Source organism: Pedobacter sp., from assembly GCF_037719805.1.
GTDB lineage: Bacteria > Bacteroidota > Bacteroidia > Sphingobacteriales > Sphingobacteriaceae > Pedobacter.
The window spans coordinates 665,781-685,500 of sequence record NZ_JBBJLZ010000005.1 but is presented as its reverse complement, the minus strand read 5'-3'; the positions used below and the strand labels follow the sequence as shown (position 1 = coordinate 685,500).

Here is a 19,720-nt window from a genome sequence, read left to right as displayed (position 1 = left end):
ATCAAAATACCCTTCAGATTTCTCTGAAGGGTATTCTTGTTTATAAGCAGTTTTCGTCCCGCAATTAGTGCTTTTGAATTTATAAGGTATTAATCACAATTTTAAAACCTCCGTCATGCTGCGATTCTAGTTTTCTAAAAAACTCAAAGAGGTGGTAATGACAACGTTCATTATCACATAGCTTATACTGATTTAAGATAGCTATTTTAACGCCCTATGCAGTTCCAGAGCAATATTGTGTAGGTTTTTCTTTTTGTTGGAGTAATATCGCCTCATACTTAGCTACTCCTTCTTGCACAAATGCTCTACCTTTCACTATCAGTCTCCAGGAAGCCTGATATTCATCTCAATTAGTGCCTTCTATATGTGATTAACATGCATTGCTGCACTGCGGATATGATGCTCTCGCTGGCGTTGATAGCTTCTTAATTGTTCATCATTCTCTCGGCTACAAAACAACGGCTTAATAACCCATAGCTATGAAGCTGTTGGATCCATTGGCAATCTTTCACGTCTGTTTTCCGTCCAGGAACCTGACGGGTCTGACGGCCCTCAACCAGCCAGAGATCAAAGCCATCGTCAATTTAGAATATCATACAAAACAATCCCATAAGGTCCAATGGACTCCATAACGACACTGGTCATCCCATTATGCTATACATATTGTCATTGGTGAATTAATTCAGCACCTCGGCATAAAGATGCCATCAGTCGAGGTGCCGGCATCCGCCGACAAGACTTGCTTGTCAGATATTTACGCTGCCGTATCACTTGTTGCATGCTTAACGATTACCTTCCCACTTCCTTTTTTACCAGCATTTAGGAACGGCCGCTCAAAGAATATGAAAAAGATATAAGATATGACTAATGAAGAAATTATACCTATGGCCGCCAATATACACGCTGATGTAAAACGATCAGTATGAAGTGGTATTACTATAAATTTGGATACCACCTGCAATACTACTGGATGTATTAGATACAAACTGTATGAAAATTTACCAATGAATGCTAGCGGTTTCCAGTTGAGTGTTGCTAGAAGAGCTGATTCTTTCTTTTCTTCGGTCGCCGAAAGAGTCACTACAAATAGGAATAGCGAACAAAGAATCCCTATTCCTATGTCTTTAAGATGTGAATAGACAACACCATACTCCAACCATCCCGGACTTTCTAATTTTGATAAAAAACCTCCGGATCCAAGCATTACTCCGGATAAAATCACGCATGGTACTAGTATAGCTAAAGGCTTATTCTTATAAAGTGACCTAAAACTCCCCTGGCTTTTACCAGCTTTAACAGACAAGTCTGCGGCCAGCATCCCCAAACTGAATAATATAATATAAGGACTTATTCCAGCTTGTCCGGTATTGATGTCTTGGGACCAAAATGCTTTGAGAATACCTAGCACCAAAAGTCCTATGATAGAAATTAATATAGAGAAAGAAATAGCAGTTAACGCGCCTTTCTTAAACCATAGTGATAATATAATTGGAAAAAACAAATAAATACGAAATTCGACACAGATTGACCAAAATACATGACTGATACTATACGCGGTCGATAGAAAGAAATCGCTGACAAGTAACAGATGTGTTATTATATCAAAAGTGTCAACTGGAATACTTATATCCCAATGCGTTTGTGTTTTATCCCCAATCAAGGTTGAGATCAATAGCATAGACAATAAAATTGCTGCGTAGTAAGTGGGTATAATTCTAATAATCCTACGTTTAAAAAATACCATAGCCCCACCTTTTAGCTTATAGTCAGTTTTTAAAACTGATAACATCAAGCTAAAACCAGACAGCACAATGAATAGGTCAACAGCAAAATGCCCACGTCTAAAGAATTCGAAAGCGACAAGTTTTAAGCCCTCAAAACGAAACTCAGCTTGACCTGCCGGGTCTTTAGGAACATATTCATAATAGTTAATTGCCGCGTGATGTATGACAACGAATAGCGCTGCTAGAGCTCTCAAGCTGTCTAGAAATCGTAAGCGGTGGAAAGCATTAGTTGTAACTAGAGGCATTGATTAGAAGTTGTATATTAATAGCTAAAGTAGCTTTTTTTCATTATAATCGTTAGAACAGACAATTATTATCTGTTTTAATATTATTAAGATAAAATTAATTCTGATCGCATTCATGAAGGGTTAATCTTTGGTACTAATTAAAGGTATGTTCGCCAGTTTGATATCAGGTGTGCAAAAAAATGGTTGTTTTGCATTTTAAGAATTAAATCGTATGTCAGTTTTACTCGCCCTAATAGGAGGCTATTGGATATTGATATCTCAATAACAACTAGCAGTTTTAAAATGAAATATCTTACTCTACAAAATTGGATACAAGCGCTCGGATTAATTACTTATTGCTAATGTTTTTATATTTTTGAGACGAATGCATGTAGAGCGATTTTTTCACTAACAAGCAGCGGGGGCTGGGTTGTCAATCCAGTAGTAGTCCTAATTGTTACAACGTGCTAGTGATCATTATTGGATTGTTGATGTTGGATCTGTCCTCTATTGAAGGAATTCTACTTGTGAATATCTTTATTGGTGGATCAGTAATTATCCTGCTTACTGTCTTTTTTGTTTAGAAATTAATTAAATTGAGCAATGAATTATAGTAATATGAGGTCGGCTATATGTACCCTTTTCGAGGGAAGTTACCATTTGGGTGTAGCTACATTAATTAATTCAGTGTCAAAGCGAGGCTTTCAGGGGAGCGTATTCGTGGGATATAAGGGCCAGTTACCATTATGGGCCAACCCCGCCACAAATGATTCGTCTTTAAGCTGGGAAGGTGCCAAAACACTTATTTTAAACCCCGGGTTAAAGATCCATTTTTTGCCGGTGACTGTAACTTATCAACTGGCTAACTATAAGCCCGATTTCATGCTTCAGTTATTTGAAATTTCTCCTGATATTGAAAGAATTGCTTACTTCGACCCCGATATTGTTGTTAAATGCGGCTGGGACTTTTTTGAGACCTGGATGTCTCATGGCGTAGCAATGGTTCATGAAATCATCAGTAGTGATATGCCTGCGAATCATCCAGTCAGAAGAGAATGGGAGAAAGTGATTGAACTGTGTGGTAGAACAGTTACACATGACATTCGTTCCTATATAAATTCCGGTTTTTTTGGCGTATCAAGGGAATACATGGATTTTTTAAAATTATTCAGGGATATCATAAATGTGGCAAGGTCTAATTATCATTTTGATGATTCGACATTCCAACATACCCTGGATAGGTCAGATATTTTTTATGCCAAGGATCAGGACGCCATGAATATCGCAGCAATGTGTTGCGTCTGTCCGATTAGCGAGATGGGCCCTGAGGCCATGGACTTCACCTATGGCGGCTTTACTATGTCACATGCAGTTGGAAGCCCTAAGCCCTGGTCCAAGAAATATATCTCTTCAGCATTAAAAGGAGTTCCACCGACTATGGCAGAGAAAGTGTTTTGGGAAAACGTTTCTGGTCCAATCTCTATTTATACTGCCTGGAAGATAAAGATGACATCGGTTTCATTGAAATTTGCGGGGTTTATCGGACGTTTTTACAAACGAAATTAAATATGCTATGAATCCATTCAGAGTTAAGGATATACATCTGTAACGAGTAGATCACCACTTTTCCTAGCCACGCTGTTCGTAATTGTTATTATAGTAGTATTATGAATTTCAATCTAGGGGAGGATAGCTGTCCATGCACTGCTTCTTTGACCGTGTCAAGAATTTTTTAAATGGCAAGAACACAGTTTTGAATGCGAACTTCAGATTGGACAATAGAGGGATGATTGTGATCGGGGAGAATCTATCTATTTCTCAAGAGGTTCTTATTTTACTGCTGATCATTAGGTAGATGCAGTCGAGTTCGCTGGTGGGAGTCTTCTGTATATATTGAAGACTATGTTTGGATAAGAACCACAGCAGTATTCTTCCTGGTATTACCATTGGAATGGGAGCTCTAATCGCAGCGGGTGCTGTGTTAACAGAAGACGTTATCTCCTTTTCAATTGTCGCCGGTGTACCTGTCCGGGTGATAAAAATGAGGAGAATGTTATGCTTTTGCTTAGTGACAGACAACCGGTGGGTTCTTGGTACAAAAGAATTGTTAATGGGTATTGATAATCTCGATTACAACTAGTAGTTTTAAGATTAAACATCTTACTCTACAAAATCACGTACAACCGTTCAGATTAATTAGTTATTGCAGAATGTTTTTATATTTTTGAGACGCATCTAGATTACTTTGCATTACAGAGGTAAAAGGATAGGGCTAACTAATTAGACGTCAGATCAATTTTAATGTTTTCATTCTCAAAAAAAAAACAAATTTGTGATAAAAATGGAGTTGATCTCCATAGCTATTCCTTTAATAAAATCCAACTTGCCTAAATGATTCGCTCTGTTCAAAGACTTCAAAATAATCCTAAATACGCGAAACTATATGAATGGGGTAAACTTATTTCCTTAACTGGTTCTGCTCAAATATTCATCCAGGCCATTGGCATGATCACCGGTATTTTGATCATTAGAATGTTAACTACCCAGGAATATGCATATTATACAATTGCAAACACCATGTTAGGAACAATGACAATCTTAGCAGATGGTGGCGTCAGTATTGGCGTCATGAATCAAGGTGGCAAGGTTTGGAACGACAAGCGTGAATTGGGTACTGTATTGTCTACCGGGATGGCGCTCCGAAAAATGTTTGGAGTTTATAGTTTGTTGATTTCAATACCAATTCTATCTTATCTCTTATGGCATCAGGGAGCTGGCCCATGGACGATTGTTTTAATTGTGCTGACCTTAATTCCTGCCTTCTTCGCGGCGATGTCAGATTCCTTGTTGGAAATTTTTCCGAAACTAAACCAGGATATCAAATCTTTGCAAGTTAATCAAATTACAGTCAGCATAGTTAGGCTCGTGCTGTCTTGTGTATCTGTTTTCTTTCTTCCCTTTACATTCATTGCAATCTTAGCCAGTGGTATCCCAAGGTTATATGGAAATTATAAATTAAAAGCAATCGCTCATAAATTTGCAGAAAGTGGGCATGCTCCAGATGAGCAGCGAAAGAAGGAAATGCTCAAAATTGTAAGGGCGACTCTTCCCGGTGCGATCTATTATTGCCTATCAGGCCAAATCACTATCTGGCTGATCACTCTTTTTGGAACCGCGTCCTCAATTGCCCAAGTCGGGGCCCTAGGAAGATTTTCAATGCTCTTGTCGATCTTCTCTGTGATGTTCTCTACACTAATTACTCCGAGATTTGCTCGATTTCCAAATAATATTGGGTTGCTTGCGTCACGCTTTTTACAATTTCTTATTCTGATCCTTGTCATTTCCCTTATAATTACCGGACTAACCTATCTGTTTCCTTCCCAGATTTTATGGGTTTTAGGAAAAGAATACTCTGGCCTATATGATGCCCTAATCTTAAGTATTATTGGTGGATGTATTGGTTTAGGATGTGGGGCTATTTATTCACTGACAAGCAGCCGGGGATGGGTAGTCAATCCTGTAATCCTCATCGTTTATAACGTACTAGTGATCATTATTGGTTTGTTGATATTGGACGTGTCAACCATTGAAGGAATATTACTTTTAAATATCTTTATTGGTTGTTCACAAATTGTAATGCTTATCATCCTTTTTGTTTACAAATTATTTAAAATGAAAAATGGCGCTTAACAGGACGACATCGGCTATATGCACCCTTTTTGAGGGGAGTTATCATGTTGGTGTGGCAACATTAATTAATTCTGTCTCAAAGCATGGCTTCAAAGGCAGCGTGTTCGTTGGATATAAAGGATCCTTGCCAGAGTGGTGCAGCGTGGCAACCAGTGATGCCTCGTTAGGATGGGTGGGTGCTAAAACACTTATTTTAAACGCAAATCTAAGTGTTCATTTTTTGCCAGTGACAGTGAGTTATCAATTAACTAACTATAAGCCTGTATTCATGCTTGAACTATTTGCAGGGCCTTGTTTGGATGTTGACCAAATCGCATACTTTGACCCAGATATCGTAGTTAAATCTCGCTGGGATTTTTTTAAGACCTGGATGACGCATGGGGTGGCATTAGTTCATGAAATCGTTAATAACGATATGCCTCCCACACATCCGATTAGGATGGAATGGGCTAAAGTCGCAAGCTTGTGTAACAGAACCGTGGAGCGTGACTTATCTTCTTATATTAATGCCGGATTCTTTGGTGTATCTAAAAACTGTATCGATTTTCTAGAATTATTTAGAGATATCATTGAGGTAGCAAAGAAGAATTATCATTTCGAGGATTCCGTTTTCCAAATGAATACTGATCGGTCAGACATTTTTTACGCTCATGATCAAGATGCCTTAAATATCGCAGCGATGTGTTGTCGCTGTCCGATTAGTGAGATGGGACCTGAAGCCATGGATTTTACAAATGGCGGCTTTACTATGGCTCATGCAGTTGGAAGTCCGAAACCATGGGCTAAAAAGTTTATCTCATCCGCATTAAAAGGTATTCCGCCAACTATGGCGGAGAAAGTGTTCTGGGAAAACGTGTCTGGTCCGATCACAATTTACACTGCTTCAAGAATTAGGATAACCTCAATTTCTATAAAAATTGCTGGATTTATTGGACGTTTTTACAAGAGAAATTAGAGTATGTTTAATTTAATTCTTTCCGAGTTAAGAATCTATATTTGTAATGAATGGATTGCAGGTTTCCCTAGCCATCTCATCAGAAATTTCTATTATCGAAAAATTATGAACTTTAACATTGGCGAGCATTGCTCGGTTCATATGCACTGTTCTTTTGATTGTGCAAAAAATCTGTCAATAGGTAAGAATTCAGTCGTCAATGCAAAATGCAGACTTGACAATAGAGGGAGGATTGTGATTGGGGAGAATGTTTCTATCTCTCAGGAAGTCCTTATTTTAACTGCTGATCATGATGTGGATGCCGCTGATTTCGCAGGGCGTAGCCTTACTGTCCATATTGAAGATTATGTTTGGATAGGAACCAGGGCGATTATTCTACCAGGTATTACGATTGGGAAAGGTGCTCTTATTGCAGCAGGAGCTGTAGTGACAAAAGATGTGATTCCGTATGCTATTGTTGCAGGAGTTCCGGCCCGGGTAATCAAAATGCGAAGAACAGACCTTAAATATGAAACGAAATATAGAAGGTTGTTCCAATAATAACTATTTAATCAAATGACTGGAATGTTTCAGCAAGCTTTTTTTTTATTGAAAATGAAATATATACCAATGTGTATTTCTGCATTTAGGATATTGTGGTATGGTCTTCAAGGAATGAAAGTTGGTAAAGGCACGTCTTTACCTTCGTTAAGAGCTAGCTGGCCGCATCAAGTGACAATAGGCCAGAATTGCCAGATAGAACGTGATGTGAGTTTCAAATTTGATGGAATTTGGGCTCCAGGCCCGTCGATAGTTATTGAAGACAATGTGTTTATAGGTGCAGGATGTGAATTTAATATCAATCTCGGTATTCACATCAGTAGAAACTCAAATATTGCTTCTGGTTGCAAGTTCATTGACCATGACCATGGAATCGTACTTGGCGAACGAATTGGTGCACAACCCTCAGTTTCTGCTGCTATTCTGATCGAGGAAGACGTGTGGCTTGGAGTGAATGTGATTGTGCTAAGGGGCGTTACCATAGGCACAGGAGCAGTTATTGCTGCCGGGGCAGTAGTTAATAAGAATATTCCTAAAAACCAGATATGGGGAGGGGTACCTGCAAGGTTTTTAAAAGTTAGAACTTAATTATTTAATATGCTAATCTCTGTTTGCATTCCTACCTACTCCAGACTTAATTATTTACAAATAGCTATTGAGTCAATTTTAAGACAGACTTATCAGGACTATGAGATCTGTGTTTCTCTGGATCCAAAGATGACTGGTCCCGACCCTGCTATCCATGTCTGGTGTACTCAGCTTGCTTTGGTAAACCCAAGAGTAAGGTATCATGTCAATGAACAAAATGTTGGATTAGCTGGGAATTGGAATGTACTGGCGCAGATAGCGAAAGGAGATTATGCCATTATAATTGGCGATGATGATACGCTTGAAATAGATTATCTAGAACGTGTGGTTGCAAATCTTGCCAATTCGAATGCGGACGTAGTCTTTACTGACCAGAACTTTATAGGTCCGGATGGGGAAATTTTGCCTGAATTGTCAACACAGATGAGCATAGAATACTATCGTTCGCAATTGCCAATAGGAATACTAGCGGATCCAATAGAATCGGTTCTAAAGAATTCTATTCCAATGTCTTCTTCGATAATCCGGCGGACTTTATTATTAAAACACCCTTTTGATCCAATATTAAACACTCCTGAGCTTGAAGTATTCCTAAAGATTGCTGTAAGTGGAGGAGTTTTTGAGTACATTGATTCAAGATGTGCAAATTATAGAGTTCATCCGGGTTCAGAGACATCTGGAGGCCTTAAATTGCATTATATGCTTAACAATATTATTCCAGTCCAAGTTCCTGAAAAATATGAAGCATTAAAGTTTGACTTAATTGCTCATAAAATAATACCAGCGATAAATAATTGTTTAAGAGAAGGAAATACTGAGTTGGCACAAAGTCTGCTTAACAGTCCATACTATCCGTCTAAAAAAGGACATATAAAAGTGATACAGAATTTGCTTCTTTATTTTCCAACCCGCCTAGTTAAAAGTTTGATATAGCAGCCTTTATGAAAAAAGTAATGTTTCTCTGTGGTTCGCTTGAGATCGGGAAAGATGGAGTTGGGGATTATACCCGGAAACTTGGCCTGGAGCTGGTTAATCAGGGACATGAAGTGAAAATCGTGGCGCTAAATGATCACATCACTGCCGAGCGCTTAGAATCTATAATTATAAATGCTAATCAGGAAATAGAAGTGGTACGCTTTCCTTCTACGTTAACTTGGGAGAATCGCATAGCGAAATTAGATAGACTCTTAAATATTTTCAATCCGGACTGGGTTAGTCTTCAATATGTAGCTTATTCATTTCAGCCTAAAGGAATTCCTTATCAATTTGCCAAAAGCTTAAAGCAGATCAGTAAGCGCTGGCGTTGGCACATTATGTTCCATGAAACCTGGTTGGGAATAAGCGGTCTTTCTCCTCTAAAACATAAGATAGTAGGGTTTTTTCAACGAAAGGTTATTCAACTGGTGTTTCAATCTGTGAACCCTGAAAAGGTCTCCACGTCTAATAGACTATACCAAATGGTATTGGCAAAGGCAGATATCCCAACTTCCGTTATACCCCTTTTTAGCAATATCCCAATAATCACTACCTGCCCGAACTTTGAGCAGGAATTATTTGATAAACTGTCTATTACTGCTCTCAACCGGAACGATTATACTATTTTGGGGATATTTGGAAGGCTACATAAAGGATTTGATTTCGAAAGTGTAATAAATGAAGAGCTTATTAAAGCCAAGTCGTTTAACAAGACGCTGATTTTCTTATCTTTTGGAAAGATAGAGGACGTAGGTGAGTTTAATAAGTTAAAATCTCTTTTCGAGTCGAAAATTGAGTTTCATTTACTGGGAGAGCTTCCTGAGGAGAAGATATCTTCTACCCTTCAACTTTTAGATACAGGAATTTCCTGCACTCCCCTGGAACATATTGGAAAAAGCGGAGTATATGCGGCAATGCGACTTCATAACGTAAAGGTGTTGTTGCCATTTTCTGATGAGATCCCGGAGTTCGAAAGTGAAATTATATCCTATAATAATTACCTGCATTCGCGGCCGCTGCATAAATGGGGAGTTGATTATATCGCCTTAAAATTTGTAAAGTTTTTAAAGACCAATTAGTGATGATAGACGTAAATAACATTCTCAGCCTTCAGAAGTCGGAAATTGCTGACTGGCACCTGGAATTAACAAACAAAGAAGAAAGCCTTCCATGGAAATTTATTGAAGAGAACAATCAATACAATTTCAAATTGTGGCATGAGGAAGATATTGCCAGGATACAGGATATTGAACCTATGCGGATCGTCCAGGCTAAAAGAAGCATTGACCAATACAACCAGGCTAGAAATAATGCAATGGAGAAAATCGATGAGTGGATCTTAAATTATCTGGAGTTAGCAGGTGTTCAAACTGCTAATACTTTGCATTCTGAAACTCCTGGTATGATGATCGACCGCTTGTCTATTATGCAGCTTAAAAGGTACCATATGGAGGAGGAGACTTTACGAGACGGCGCAAGTGCTGAACATAAATCAAAGTGCCTTTCCAGGGTAAATGTCTTGAATGAACAAATTACTGATTTATCAAATTGCCTGACAAATATTTTAAAGCAATTAGTCTCCGGAAAGTTAAAATTTAAGGTTTATCGTCAGTTTAAAATGTATAATGACCCGAGTCTTAATCCACAGCTGTACAAGAAAAGCAATAGCTAAGAATTAGTAACTATGATAACGATAGATTCAACAAAGGGTGGTAATGGTGATGTTTGGATGCGTCTGGTGAGCTTCTATGCATTTGCTAAATTATTACCCGGGCTAAAGTTCAGAATCTGTGTTCCGGCATTTTTACGCGACTTAGCAGAATTTACCTTTGGCGACCGGTTGACCATAGTAAGTGATTTTCAGGGGAAAGTTGATTTGACTTACACACATTTAGGCATTAAAGATCTCTTGAAGCCAATTTTAGGTGGACAACGTTTCATTTCCCCTTATCAAAGATCGGTCATCAAAGACAAAAAAAAGAAGGAACTAAAGGACAGGATTAACACCATTATATTTGATATTGCGGATTTCTTTGGTTTTGTACAGTTGCCAGATTCAAAGTACATTACTTTTTATCAGGGTTATCTGGATGTAATAGGGATAAAAAAACTTAGGTCAGTTAACTACGAGCGATACCTGGAACAACTGTTAGCAGATTACCCATTACTCGTTCAAAAGCAAATGGGTAATCTTCCTGTTTCAGAAGAGTTGACTATTCCTGACAATCTACCTCAAAGCATATTGGTGTATCCAACGGGTACAAGCAGACAATTTGTGCCTATGTGGTGGGCTGTTAAATATATGCCTGATGCCTATTATGCCTTTTTCTTCAAAGATCCGGATTTGTTGGAATTTGCAAACGCAGGCTTAAAGGTGATCGCTTTTTACAAAGAACCAGGAGACATCATTCGCTTGTCACAAGTGGCAAGATGGACAATGAGTACAGATAGTTTCCCCTCACATTTGTTGCAATACGCCACTGCCAATTGTACATTGGTACTTACGGAAGTTCTAAAATCCCGGATAGTCTCCCCAGTGTTTAAAGGAAAGGTTGTGAATTCACTAGCTCCTTGTCATCCCTGTTTACATATGGCCAGGAACCTTCATCCGCTTTGCGCTGCAGGATTCAAAGAGTGTTTAAACTGGAGAAACCCAGTATATACACATGATATTGTTAACTCCGTGAATACATTACAGCACAATGGATAAGGCCAGGTCGTTTTATATTGAAATCCTGCGCATTATTGCGGCTTCCTATGTATTCATCTATCATTTTGGATCAGAGACCTCAGGATATACACTGAGTTTTTCAACTACTGTTTTCAATGAAACCCTAGGCTTACATTATAATTCAGCACACTATTTCGTTATTGTTTTTTTTGTATTATCAGGGTTTTTAATAACGATGTCTGCCTCAAGGAAAAATCTGACCATGAAAGATTTTTTGATCATTAGACTTGGCCGGTTGTATTCGGTCCTGATTCCATCGTTAATATTTTCTTATTTGGTCATGTTTATTCTTTTAAATTATTGTCATGTGCCACCTCAAAATATTGCCAATACCACCAATTTACCTGCCCGATTTATATTAAATATCTTATTCCTCGCTCAATCCTGGACACTTTCGAGTACACCTCCCTTAAATGCGCCTTTTTGGTCTATTGACTACGAATTTATTTACTATCTGTTATTAGGAGGTGCATTGTTACTAAAAGCCAAACAGCGCATTATTGTTCTATTAATAGTTCTATTGGTCGCAGGACCAAAAGTGTTGTTGTTGTTTCCAGCCTGGCTGATCGGAAGTCTTTTATATTATATCTCAGCTAAGTACTTGCTTCCCTATAGAATTTCATTGACTATTTTTTTAGTCACTCTGGTCATTATTTGTTTGGCCATAGTAGACCCTTTTATCATTCCTTTCACTAAACTAAGTAGCGAAAAGTATGCTTTTGGCTACAATTTGTTCTATTCCTGGAATTACTTTGCAGATTATTGTTTTGCTTTGATCATTGGATTAAACCTGTATAGTGCGTTCGGAATTTCTGGTAGAATTTCGGCAGTGTTTGAGTGGCGTCTCGCTAAAAAAGCATACACCTTCACCAGGAAACTAGGCAATTGTACATTTACGCTGTATTTGTTCCATCTTCCGTTATTGTTCCTTTATTCATCAATTTTTCCGTACGATAAGGCGAGTGTCAACAATCAGTTATTTTTAATTGCTGGGGTTGCTTTAAGCGTATTTATGATTGCAAGATACACGGAATGGAAAGTGGAATTTTGGCGGTCATTGGTGTCGCATCAGTTCGACAGTGGCTCAGCATTAAAGAATTTTTTAATTAACAAATTGAAATAACTAATGGCAACCGTATCGGTCTGTATCCCTACATATAACCAATGTTCCTACGTGGAAGATTCCATTCGTAGTGCGTTTAATCAAACACTTAAACCGATGGAAATTATTGTTTGCGATGACTGTAGTACCGATGACACGAGGCTGGTTTTAGAAAAATTAAAGGCTGAGATCCCTATTCTTAAGGTAGTCTATCAACCGATAAATATGGGCATTTCTAAAAATGTCGACACCTGCTTGAGAATGGGCACTGGCGAGTTAATACTTCGACTCGATTCTGATGATAAAATTTTCCCTCAGTTTATCGAAAAGGTTTCAGCATTGCTAACGGAGTATCCGGAGGCCGGTTATGGGCACGTCGCCATTCAGGAGATAGATCAGTATGATAAAACAATGAGCGTAAGGCGGCTCTTTCGGAACTCAGTATATGTTGATTCGGTTGAAGCTTTGAAAGCTGCAACAAGAGGATATAGGGTAGCTGCAAATATCGTCATGTTCCGAAGATTGGCATTGGAGGAATTGGGTTATATGACTACCACGATTAATTTTGCTGAAGATTATTATTTGTCTGTAAAAATCGCCGACGCAAACTATGGAAATGTATATTTAGACGAAGTACTGGCATCCTACCGGGTTTGGACAGATGTTGGTAAAGTGAGACAGCGCAGGAAATTAGATGAGATCAAAGGAATTTACGGAGTTTTTAAAGATGCATTGGAACCTGCCTTTAAGGATAGAGGATGGAATACTGCTGAATTAGAAGAAAGAAAATCGGACAAGGCCTGTGCTCATGCTGATTGTTTAGGTTGGGATGTATATAGTGCAGCAGAAAAGAAAGAACTTGCAGACTTGTTGTTACAGCTTTCTTCATCAAATAGGGTTAAAGCCATGATTTGGTTATATGGTAACGGCTTTGGACAAGTGATTCAGTTTGTTTCGAAGCTAACTGGCATACCAAGGTCACTAGCTAAGAAATTGGCCATTGGATTCAATAGAACAATTAAAGTACGTAACAAATGAACATTGTAGTTCTCCATCCAACCGGCAACAAAAACGTCCGTGCAGTCCTTACTGGTTTGAGTAAGGCAGGAATGTTATCGGAGTTTAATACCACTTTGGCGGTTAGCCCTAAAAGCACCTGGCTAAGATATTTACCTGGAAATATTAGACAGGAATTGCTTCGCCGTACCTATCCTTCTATAGATAAGAGTCTAATTATTAGTCATCCTTTACGTGAATTAAGCCGCCTTCTGTTTACAAAATTAGGTTGGCATCGGTTAGTCAAGCCCGAAAGTGGGTGGTTGAGTATTGATGCTGTTTATCAAAGCCTTGACCGGGAAGTTTCAAAGCGTTTATCCTATAAAGGTAAAACCAGTGTTGATGGAATTTATGGTTATGAGGATGGAGCGCTCGAGTGTTTTACCGCTGCAAAAAAGTTAGGCATTAAATGTATCTATGAACTGCCGATTGCTTTTTGGGAGACTGGTCGTGATCTTATGCAAGGGGAAGCTTTACGGAAACCAGAATGGGAAGTTACCTTAGGGGGAGGGACAAGGGATTCAATTGCAAAACTGGAACGGAAAACAAAAGAGTTGCAATTGGCTGATGTAGTGATTGTAGCCAGTTCCTTTGTAAAAGATTCCCTACCCGAATGGGCGAAAAGTAAAACTATCATTATGTCACCGTTTGGTTCTCCTGCTTCAGCAGAATCCGCCGACCATACAGGATTAAGATCTTCCGGAAGTTCCAATCGCAAACTGCGGATACTTTTTGCGGGTTCAATGGGACAACGGAAAGGACTATGCGATTTGTTTGAAGCTGTTGATCTACTGAAACGAGACGATCTAGAGCTTGTTGTGATGGGTTCATTATTAGCGCCGATGGACTTTTACAGGTCAAAGTTGGCTAATTTTACCTATGAACCAGGACGTTCAAATGAACAAGTGCTTGAATTGATGCGGAGCTGCGATGTCTTTTGTCTTCCCTCTATAGTTGAAGGTAGGGCTTTAGTTATGCAGGAGGCAATGAGTCAGGGTCTACCAATAATCATTACACCTAATACAGGTGGTAGTGATTTGGTTATTGAGGGTAAAACAGGATTTTTAATCCCTATTAGGTCTCCTGAAAAGATCGCCGAAAGAATCGAGTGGTTTCTAAATAACCGGGAGAAAATACCGGAAATGGGAATGCATGCTCAAACGCATGCAGCGACCTATACCTGGGAAAATTATTCGTTAAATGTAGTTGAGGGAATTAGAAATATATGAGTGTGAGACCGAATCGAGTAGTTAGTACAATTGAAGACGGGGATGTAATTAATTCTCCTCGTTATATAACACCGGAGGTATCTTCTGACTCTAAAAGGCGTCTTAGAAACCTTAAGTTTGGGATATGGGCTTATTTCTTGCTGCTCATTTTTGAAGGTGCTTTAAGGAAATGGACATTCTCAGCGCTTGCTACACCACTGTTGATCGTAAGGGATCCTATAGCAATCTGGATATTATTTCAATCCATTCGGTATGGAATTTTTAAACCTGGGATTTATGTCTATGCATTATGGGTTTTAACTTCGATTGCTTTTGTAACTACCCTATTTTTTGGGCACGGTGACGCTGCAGTCGCCCTATTCGGAGCGAGAATCTTTGCTTTTCACTTTCCGCTCATTTTTGTTATTCCCCTTATTTTCGATCGTCAGGACGTAATAACTGTCGGTAAATGGCTGCTTTGGATCAGTATAGGAATGACTTTTTTGGTAGCTATACAGTTCTTTAGTCCTCAATCGGCCTGGGTAAACCGTGGAATTGCAGGAGATGTAACAGGTTCAGGATTTAGTGGTTCCAATGGATTTTATAGAGTGCCCGGGACTTTCTCTTTTACCAATGGACTTTCTCTTTTTTATGGGTTCACCGCGGCCTTCATCTTTTATTTTTGGATCGATAATAAAGATAGGAAGATACCTCCCTACTTATTGCTGATATCGACTATTAGTCTGCTCGCTGCCATTCCCTTAAGTATTAGCCGTACTATACTATTTGAAGTTGCGTTATCTGTATTTTTTCTTATTATTGTAGCGATCCGAAATCCTAAGTTTCTGGGCAGCTTAGTTGCAATCTTTGCGGTCACTACCCTGTTATTATTAGGTTTAAGTAACCTAAGCTTTTTTCAAACTGCCACTGAGGCTTTTACGGAGCGCTTCACCTCTGCCAATGAGATGGAGGGCGGCTTAGAAGGTGTATTTATAGACCGCTTTTTAGGTGGTATGGTAGGGGCACTATCTACAGACCAAGGTCTGCCTTTTTGGGGGTCAGGCTTAGGTATGGGTACTAATGCCGGGGCCAAGTTGCTTACAGGAAATACCGGCTACTTAATTACGGAAGGTGAGTGGGGTCGGCTGATTGGCGAAATGGGCTTGATATTAGGTCTCAGCTTTATTTTTTTAAGGCTCCTGCTCCTTTTTCAATTGTTAACTAAATCAGTTACTGAAATCAGTAAGAGAAACCCTCTGCCTTGGTTATTAATGAGTTTTGCAATATTTATGATCGCTCAATCCCAACTCGGTCAACCGACTTCATTAGGATTTACTGTATTGGTTAGTGGCTTTGTCCTTGCTTCATTCAAAACATCAAAGGGCTTATGAGAATTGTATTAGTAAGTCACCCCTTGTCTTTAGGATCGCAAAGTATGCCAAGATTCTCTGGAATGCTGGAAGCGGGGATGAGTGCTCGTGGTCATTCCGTAAAAGTATGGTTTCCAAAGCCATACTTGTTCCGGCTACCTTTCGGCCGGTTCAAAAAGTGGCTGGGTTATATCGACCAATACATCATATTTTCATTAGTTGCAAAATATAAGATCAGAAATTCACCTTCAGACACGCTATTTGTAGTCACAGACCATGCGTTGGGACCTTATGTTCCATTGATCGCTGCCAGACCGCATGTTATTCATTGCCATGACTTTCTTGCACAACGCTCCGCCTTAGGTGAAATAAATGAAAACCCAACATCATTCACTGGACGTAAATACCAATTATTTATCAGGAATGGATATTCGAAAGGAAAAAACTTCATATCTGTTTCTGAAAAAACGAGAACAGATCTGGAAGAATTCTTAGGTCGTAAACCTGAATTGTCAGAGATGGTTTATAATGGCATAAATGAGGCCTTTTTACCAATTTCGGTTTCTGAGTCTAGAGCTGCTTTTGGAAAGCTATGCAACCTGGACCTGAGTGCTGGATACCTCTTACACGTTGGAGGAAACCAGTGGTATAAAAACCGAGTTGGAATAATTACGCTTTATGACAAATGGAGGGATTTGTATGGTTCTTCCTTACCCTTATTACTGGTTGGCGAAGCGCCGTCGACAGAGATGCTGAATAAATCCAAGTTCTCTCCGTATCAGGATGATATCCATTGTTTAACCAATATCGGAGACAAAAGCATCTGTATGGCCTATGCGGGGGCTTCTACGTTTTTATTCCCCTCGTTGGCGGAAGGGTTTGGTTGGCCTATTGCAGAAGCGATGGCATCTGGCACATTGGTGTTGACTACGAATGAAGCTCCTATGACCGAGGTGGCCGGGGATGCCGCTTTTCTCATTGACCGGATGCCTATAGATAAAAACTCACAAGTGAAATGGGCGGTTAATGCAGCCGCTGTTCTTCAGCAGAGTCTAACGTTAAACCCAGAAGAACGACAAGAGTTCGTTGATAAAGGGCTCAGGAACGTTTCCAGATTTAATTTAGAAAGGTCACTTAATGAGATTGAGGATATATATAAAAGTATTATAATAAATAAATCATGATCAATTCATCGTTACTTCAGGTTTTAGTGCTGACTAAAAATGAGGAGCCTAACATCAAAAGGGTGCTCGAAAAGCTGACCTGGCTGGAAAAGGTACTTGTCCTCGATAGTTATAGTACAGATGCTACGCTTGAGATCGTCAGAGAGTTTGAAAATACAGTGATTGTTCAGCGTCCTTTTGACTCTTTTGCTTCGCAGTGTAATTATGGTCTTTCCTTAATGGACAGCAAATGGATTCTTAGTATTGATGCTGACTACGTCCTTACAGATGAATTTATAGAAGAAACGAAGCAGTATATTCTCAAAACAGATAAAGTTGCCTACCTGACAAGTTTCAAGTTTCTGGTTTTCGGCAAGCCTTTATCGAAAGACAATACGACCCCGAGACCTGTGTTATTCTTGAAAGAGTTCGGTTCCTATTATAATGATGGTCATGCACATCGCCTGGCAATTCAAGGAGAAAAGGGCAATTATAAATCAGTCATTTTACATGATGACCGCAAGTCTCTCGACATCTGGTTTAGCAATCAGGCAGGATATTCCATTAAAGAGACAAAAAAAATGATCACTACTCCTAATGAACTATTGCCATTCAGCGGTAAGATTCGGAAAAATATGATTATCGCCCCCTTTATCGTTTTCTTTTATTCCCTGTTTGTTCAGGGCTTGATTCTCAATGGCTGGAAGGGGTGGCACTATACTTTGCAGCGTACTATGGTTGAGATTATGATGGCAATTAGGTTAATCGAAGAGAAGAAACTTAAAAAAGATATGACTGATTAACCATGGCGAAACGTACCCTATCAAAAGTAAAACTTGCGGAGTTTAATTCGAGTATTGGATTAAACAGAGGCGTTAATAAACCTAAAGAAGTTCTTTGGTATTTTACCAAAATGATTTTCTTTCTGTCCAGTTTTCCGTTTCCAAACGCAATGAAAATGTTCTTGCTAAAGCGATTTGGAGCAAAGGTAGGTGTTGGGGTAGTCATTAAACCACGTGTAAATATCCACATGCCATGGAAGATTAGCATTGGAGACCATGTTTGGATTGGCGAAGAAGTCTTTATCTTGAACTTTGAGCCGGTTGCCATCGGGAATAATGTATGTATTTCGCAAAGGGCTTTCCTTTGTGGAGGCAATCATAATTATCTGGATCCTACGATGCCTTACAGAAACGGGCCCATTATTTTGGAAGATGGCTGTTGGGTTGGTGCCAATAGTTTTATAGCGCCTAACGTAACAATCGGGGTAGATACAATTGTGTCTGCAGGCTCGATAGTTACGAAAAGTCTGGCAGAAAACGGTATATATAGTGGAAATCCTTTAGCGTACATAAAAGCACGATGGCTTTAAAGTTTGAATTAATGAATTATCTAAAAAACTTGTCTAAATGAATATAGCATTTTGTATCAATCGTTTGGCACTTGCCGGGCTTGGAGTTACTGTCGTGTCGTTAATTAGAAATTGCTCAGACTCTAGTCAATTAACAATTCATTTTTTATGTTCAGGCTTGCTTGATGATGATAAAGACAAGATCTCCAGACTTCTAAAACTGGAAAATTATACAGGAGGCTGGGAATTTATTGATTTTGATTCCAGAAAGGAGTTCGGTGCATTTCGAAATCTTCATGGTGACTGGACCACGTATGGCAGATTGTTATTGCCTGAGCTTGTTAAAGCAGATCAGATTCTATATTTAGATGCCGATCTGGTGGTGGAGTTAGACGTCTTGTATGTCAAAGATTTTGATTTGAAGGGTCAGGCTTTAGGGGTAGTACACAGCGGTGCTGTAATTACGGCTCTTGATCATCGGTTTCTTATAGATCGCGCGGGGCTTGAGCCAGAGGCGCCTGCTTTTAATGCGGGAATTTTGTTAATGGACTTACACAAGTGGCGAAAAGATAATCTGAAGGGAAGGTGCCTTACCTTAGCCAGGAAATATCCGACGGAATTGGTGTCACATGACCAGACATTACTCAACTCTTTATTTTCTCACTATTCCGCCAGTCTGCCTGGATGTATGAATTGTGCATGGTATCCAGAAGGGCCAAGACCGATTGACGCTGAAAAGATGATTCTACATTACGTTGGCTCCCCAAAGCCATGGGATATTGGGGGGCGTTTCATTCATGATGGTTATAAAGTCTGGAAAAGCTATTTGAATCCCATGTGGGCTAAGGAATATGTTAGCACCACAGTTGGTGACATGCAGAGGGCCTGGAAAATCCGGCGATCGTATTTCCGGGTTATGAAAAATATCATCAACAGGCGCAGTGAATAATTAAAAATCTTAGTACTAATAAAAAACTAAA

Annotated in this window: 19 protein-coding genes; 18 read left to right on the top strand and 1 reads right to left on the bottom strand. The window is 39.2% G+C overall.

Annotated elements, in window-relative coordinates:
- Window positions 1–754 precede the first annotated feature (754 nt).
- Window positions 755–2,029 carry an acyltransferase family protein gene (locus WKF66_RS19410; protein WP_489676151.1) on the bottom strand — a complete coding sequence of 425 codons (1,275 nt, stop codon included), beginning with the start codon at window positions 2,027–2,029 and terminating at the stop codon, window positions 755–757.
- Window positions 2,030–2,614: 585 nt separating this feature from the next.
- On the opposite strand from WKF66_RS19410, the gene WKF66_RS19405 reads away from it, so the two are divergent.
- The 18 genes from WKF66_RS19405 to WKF66_RS19320 all read left to right on the top strand — a co-directional run bounded on the left by WKF66_RS19405 (window position 2,615) and on the right by WKF66_RS19320 (window position 19,689).
- Entirely contained in the window at window positions 2,615–3,577 is a 963-nt protein-coding gene (locus WKF66_RS19405) for a hypothetical protein (protein ID WP_489676150.1), read from the top strand.
- A gap of 340 nt (window positions 3,578–3,917) precedes the next feature.
- Window positions 3,918–4,151 (top strand): hypothetical protein, encoded by a 234-nt coding sequence (locus WKF66_RS19400; protein WP_489676149.1) that lies wholly within the window; start codon window positions 3,918–3,920, stop codon window positions 4,149–4,151.
- A 251-nt stretch (window positions 4,152–4,402) separates the two neighbouring features.
- The gene (locus WKF66_RS19395; protein WP_489676148.1) at window positions 4,403–5,701 is read left to right on the top strand and encodes an MATE family efflux transporter; all 1,299 of its coding nucleotides are present in this window, start codon (window positions 4,403–4,405) and stop codon (window positions 5,699–5,701) included.
- Between the two features lie 52 nt (window positions 5,702–5,753).
- A complete protein-coding gene (locus WKF66_RS19390; protein ID WP_489676147.1) occupies window positions 5,754–6,656 on the top strand; it encodes a hypothetical protein in 903 nt (300 codons plus the stop codon).
- A gap of 3 nt (window positions 6,657–6,659) precedes the next feature.
- Window positions 6,660–7,196 (top strand): acyltransferase, encoded by a 537-nt coding sequence (locus WKF66_RS19385; protein ID WP_489676146.1) that lies wholly within the window; start codon window positions 6,660–6,662, stop codon window positions 7,194–7,196.
- 54 nt (window positions 7,197–7,250) lie between these two features.
- Window positions 7,251–7,784, top strand: coding sequence for an acyltransferase (locus WKF66_RS19380; RefSeq protein ID WP_489676145.1), 534 nt, complete (start codon window positions 7,251–7,253; stop codon window positions 7,782–7,784).
- A 9-nt stretch (window positions 7,785–7,793) separates the two neighbouring features.
- Entirely contained in the window at window positions 7,794–8,717 is a 924-nt protein-coding gene (locus WKF66_RS19375; RefSeq protein WP_489676144.1) for a glycosyltransferase family 2 protein, read from the top strand.
- 8 nt (window positions 8,718–8,725) lie between these two features.
- On the top strand, window positions 8,726–9,838 hold the full coding sequence (locus tag WKF66_RS19370; protein WP_489676143.1) for a glycosyltransferase: 1,113 nt from the start codon (window positions 8,726–8,728) through the stop codon (window positions 9,836–9,838).
- Between the two features lie 2 nt (window positions 9,839–9,840).
- Window positions 9,841–10,431, top strand: coding sequence for a DUF4254 domain-containing protein (locus tag WKF66_RS19365; RefSeq protein ID WP_489676142.1), 591 nt, complete (start codon window positions 9,841–9,843; stop codon window positions 10,429–10,431).
- Window positions 10,432–10,443: 12 nt separating this feature from the next.
- Window positions 10,444–11,469 carry a hypothetical protein gene (locus tag WKF66_RS19360; protein WP_489676141.1) on the top strand — a complete coding sequence of 342 codons (1,026 nt, stop codon included), beginning with the start codon at window positions 10,444–10,446 and terminating at the stop codon, window positions 11,467–11,469.
- A complete protein-coding gene (locus tag WKF66_RS19355) occupies window positions 11,462–12,613 on the top strand; it encodes an acyltransferase family protein (protein WP_489676140.1) in 1,152 nt (383 codons plus the stop codon). Before WKF66_RS19360 ends, WKF66_RS19355 begins: the two co-directional genes overlap by 8 nt.
- Window positions 12,614–12,616: 3 nt before the next feature.
- Complete coding sequence (locus WKF66_RS19350; RefSeq protein WP_489676139.1) at window positions 12,617–13,630, top strand: glycosyltransferase family 2 protein; 1,014 nt, start codon at window positions 12,617–12,619, stop codon at window positions 13,628–13,630.
- Window positions 13,627–14,877: a glycosyltransferase family 4 protein gene (locus WKF66_RS19345; protein ID WP_489676138.1), complete on the top strand. Its 1,251-nt coding sequence runs from the start codon at window positions 13,627–13,629 to the stop codon at window positions 14,875–14,877. The genes WKF66_RS19350 and WKF66_RS19345 overlap by 4 nt, the downstream gene beginning before the upstream one ends.
- A complete protein-coding gene (locus tag WKF66_RS19340; protein ID WP_489676137.1) occupies window positions 14,874–16,247 on the top strand; it encodes a hypothetical protein in 1,374 nt (457 codons plus the stop codon). Before WKF66_RS19345 ends, WKF66_RS19340 begins: the two co-directional genes overlap by 4 nt.
- Window positions 16,244–17,410: a glycosyltransferase gene (locus WKF66_RS19335; RefSeq protein WP_489676136.1), complete on the top strand. Its 1,167-nt coding sequence runs from the start codon at window positions 16,244–16,246 to the stop codon at window positions 17,408–17,410. Before WKF66_RS19340 ends, WKF66_RS19335 begins: the two co-directional genes overlap by 4 nt.
- The gene (locus WKF66_RS19330) at window positions 17,407–18,192 is read left to right on the top strand and encodes a glycosyltransferase family 2 protein (RefSeq protein ID WP_489676135.1); all 786 of its coding nucleotides are present in this window, start codon (window positions 17,407–17,409) and stop codon (window positions 18,190–18,192) included. The genes WKF66_RS19335 and WKF66_RS19330 overlap by 4 nt, the downstream gene beginning before the upstream one ends.
- Window positions 18,193–18,194: 2 nt before the next feature.
- Complete coding sequence (locus WKF66_RS19325; protein ID WP_489676134.1) at window positions 18,195–18,761, top strand: WcaF family extracellular polysaccharide biosynthesis acetyltransferase; 567 nt, start codon at window positions 18,195–18,197, stop codon at window positions 18,759–18,761.
- 37 nt (window positions 18,762–18,798) lie between these two features.
- Window positions 18,799–19,689 carry a glycosyltransferase family 8 protein gene (locus tag WKF66_RS19320; protein ID WP_489676133.1) on the top strand — a complete coding sequence of 297 codons (891 nt, stop codon included), beginning with the start codon at window positions 18,799–18,801 and terminating at the stop codon, window positions 19,687–19,689.
- The last annotated feature ends 31 nt before the right edge of the window (window positions 19,690–19,720 follow it).

What these genes read in the sequence shown, in the direction of transcription:
- WKF66_RS19380 (WP_489676145.1), top strand. Translation starts at nt 7,251, where the DNA reads ATGAAATATATACCAATGTGTATTTCTGCATTTAGGATATTGTGGTAT.
- WKF66_RS19320 (WP_489676133.1), top strand. Translation starts at nt 18,799, where the DNA reads ATGAATATAGCATTTTGTATCAATCGTTTGGCACTTGCCGGGCTTGGA.
- WKF66_RS19385 (WP_489676146.1), top strand. Translation starts at nt 6,660, where the DNA reads ATGTTTAATTTAATTCTTTCCGAGTTAAGAATCTATATTTGTAATGAA.
- WKF66_RS19330 (WP_489676135.1), top strand. Translation starts at nt 17,407, where the DNA reads ATGATCAATTCATCGTTACTTCAGGTTTTAGTGCTGACTAAAAATGAG.
- WKF66_RS19345 (WP_489676138.1), top strand. Translation starts at nt 13,627, where the DNA reads ATGAACATTGTAGTTCTCCATCCAACCGGCAACAAAAACGTCCGTGCA.
- WKF66_RS19375 (WP_489676144.1), top strand. Translation starts at nt 7,794, where the DNA reads ATGCTAATCTCTGTTTGCATTCCTACCTACTCCAGACTTAATTATTTA.
- WKF66_RS19370 (WP_489676143.1), top strand. Translation starts at nt 8,726, where the DNA reads ATGAAAAAAGTAATGTTTCTCTGTGGTTCGCTTGAGATCGGGAAAGAT.
- WKF66_RS19340 (WP_489676137.1), top strand. Translation starts at nt 14,874, where the DNA reads ATGAGTGTGAGACCGAATCGAGTAGTTAGTACAATTGAAGACGGGGAT.
- WKF66_RS19350 (WP_489676139.1), top strand. Translation starts at nt 12,617, where the DNA reads ATGGCAACCGTATCGGTCTGTATCCCTACATATAACCAATGTTCCTAC.
- WKF66_RS19355 (WP_489676140.1), top strand. Translation starts at nt 11,462, where the DNA reads ATGGATAAGGCCAGGTCGTTTTATATTGAAATCCTGCGCATTATTGCG.
- WKF66_RS19410 (WP_489676151.1), bottom strand. Translation starts at nt 2,029, where the DNA reads ATGCCTCTAGTTACAACTAATGCTTTCCACCGCTTACGATTTCTAGAC.
- WKF66_RS19325 (WP_489676134.1), top strand. Translation starts at nt 18,195, where the DNA reads ATGGCGAAACGTACCCTATCAAAAGTAAAACTTGCGGAGTTTAATTCG.
- WKF66_RS19360 (WP_489676141.1), top strand. Translation starts at nt 10,444, where the DNA reads ATGATAACGATAGATTCAACAAAGGGTGGTAATGGTGATGTTTGGATG.
- WKF66_RS19335 (WP_489676136.1), top strand. Translation starts at nt 16,244, where the DNA reads ATGAGAATTGTATTAGTAAGTCACCCCTTGTCTTTAGGATCGCAAAGT.
- WKF66_RS19365 (WP_489676142.1), top strand. Translation starts at nt 9,841, where the DNA reads ATGATAGACGTAAATAACATTCTCAGCCTTCAGAAGTCGGAAATTGCT.
- WKF66_RS19405 (WP_489676150.1), top strand. Translation starts at nt 2,615, where the DNA reads ATGAATTATAGTAATATGAGGTCGGCTATATGTACCCTTTTCGAGGGA.
- WKF66_RS19395 (WP_489676148.1), top strand. Translation starts at nt 4,403, where the DNA reads ATGATTCGCTCTGTTCAAAGACTTCAAAATAATCCTAAATACGCGAAA.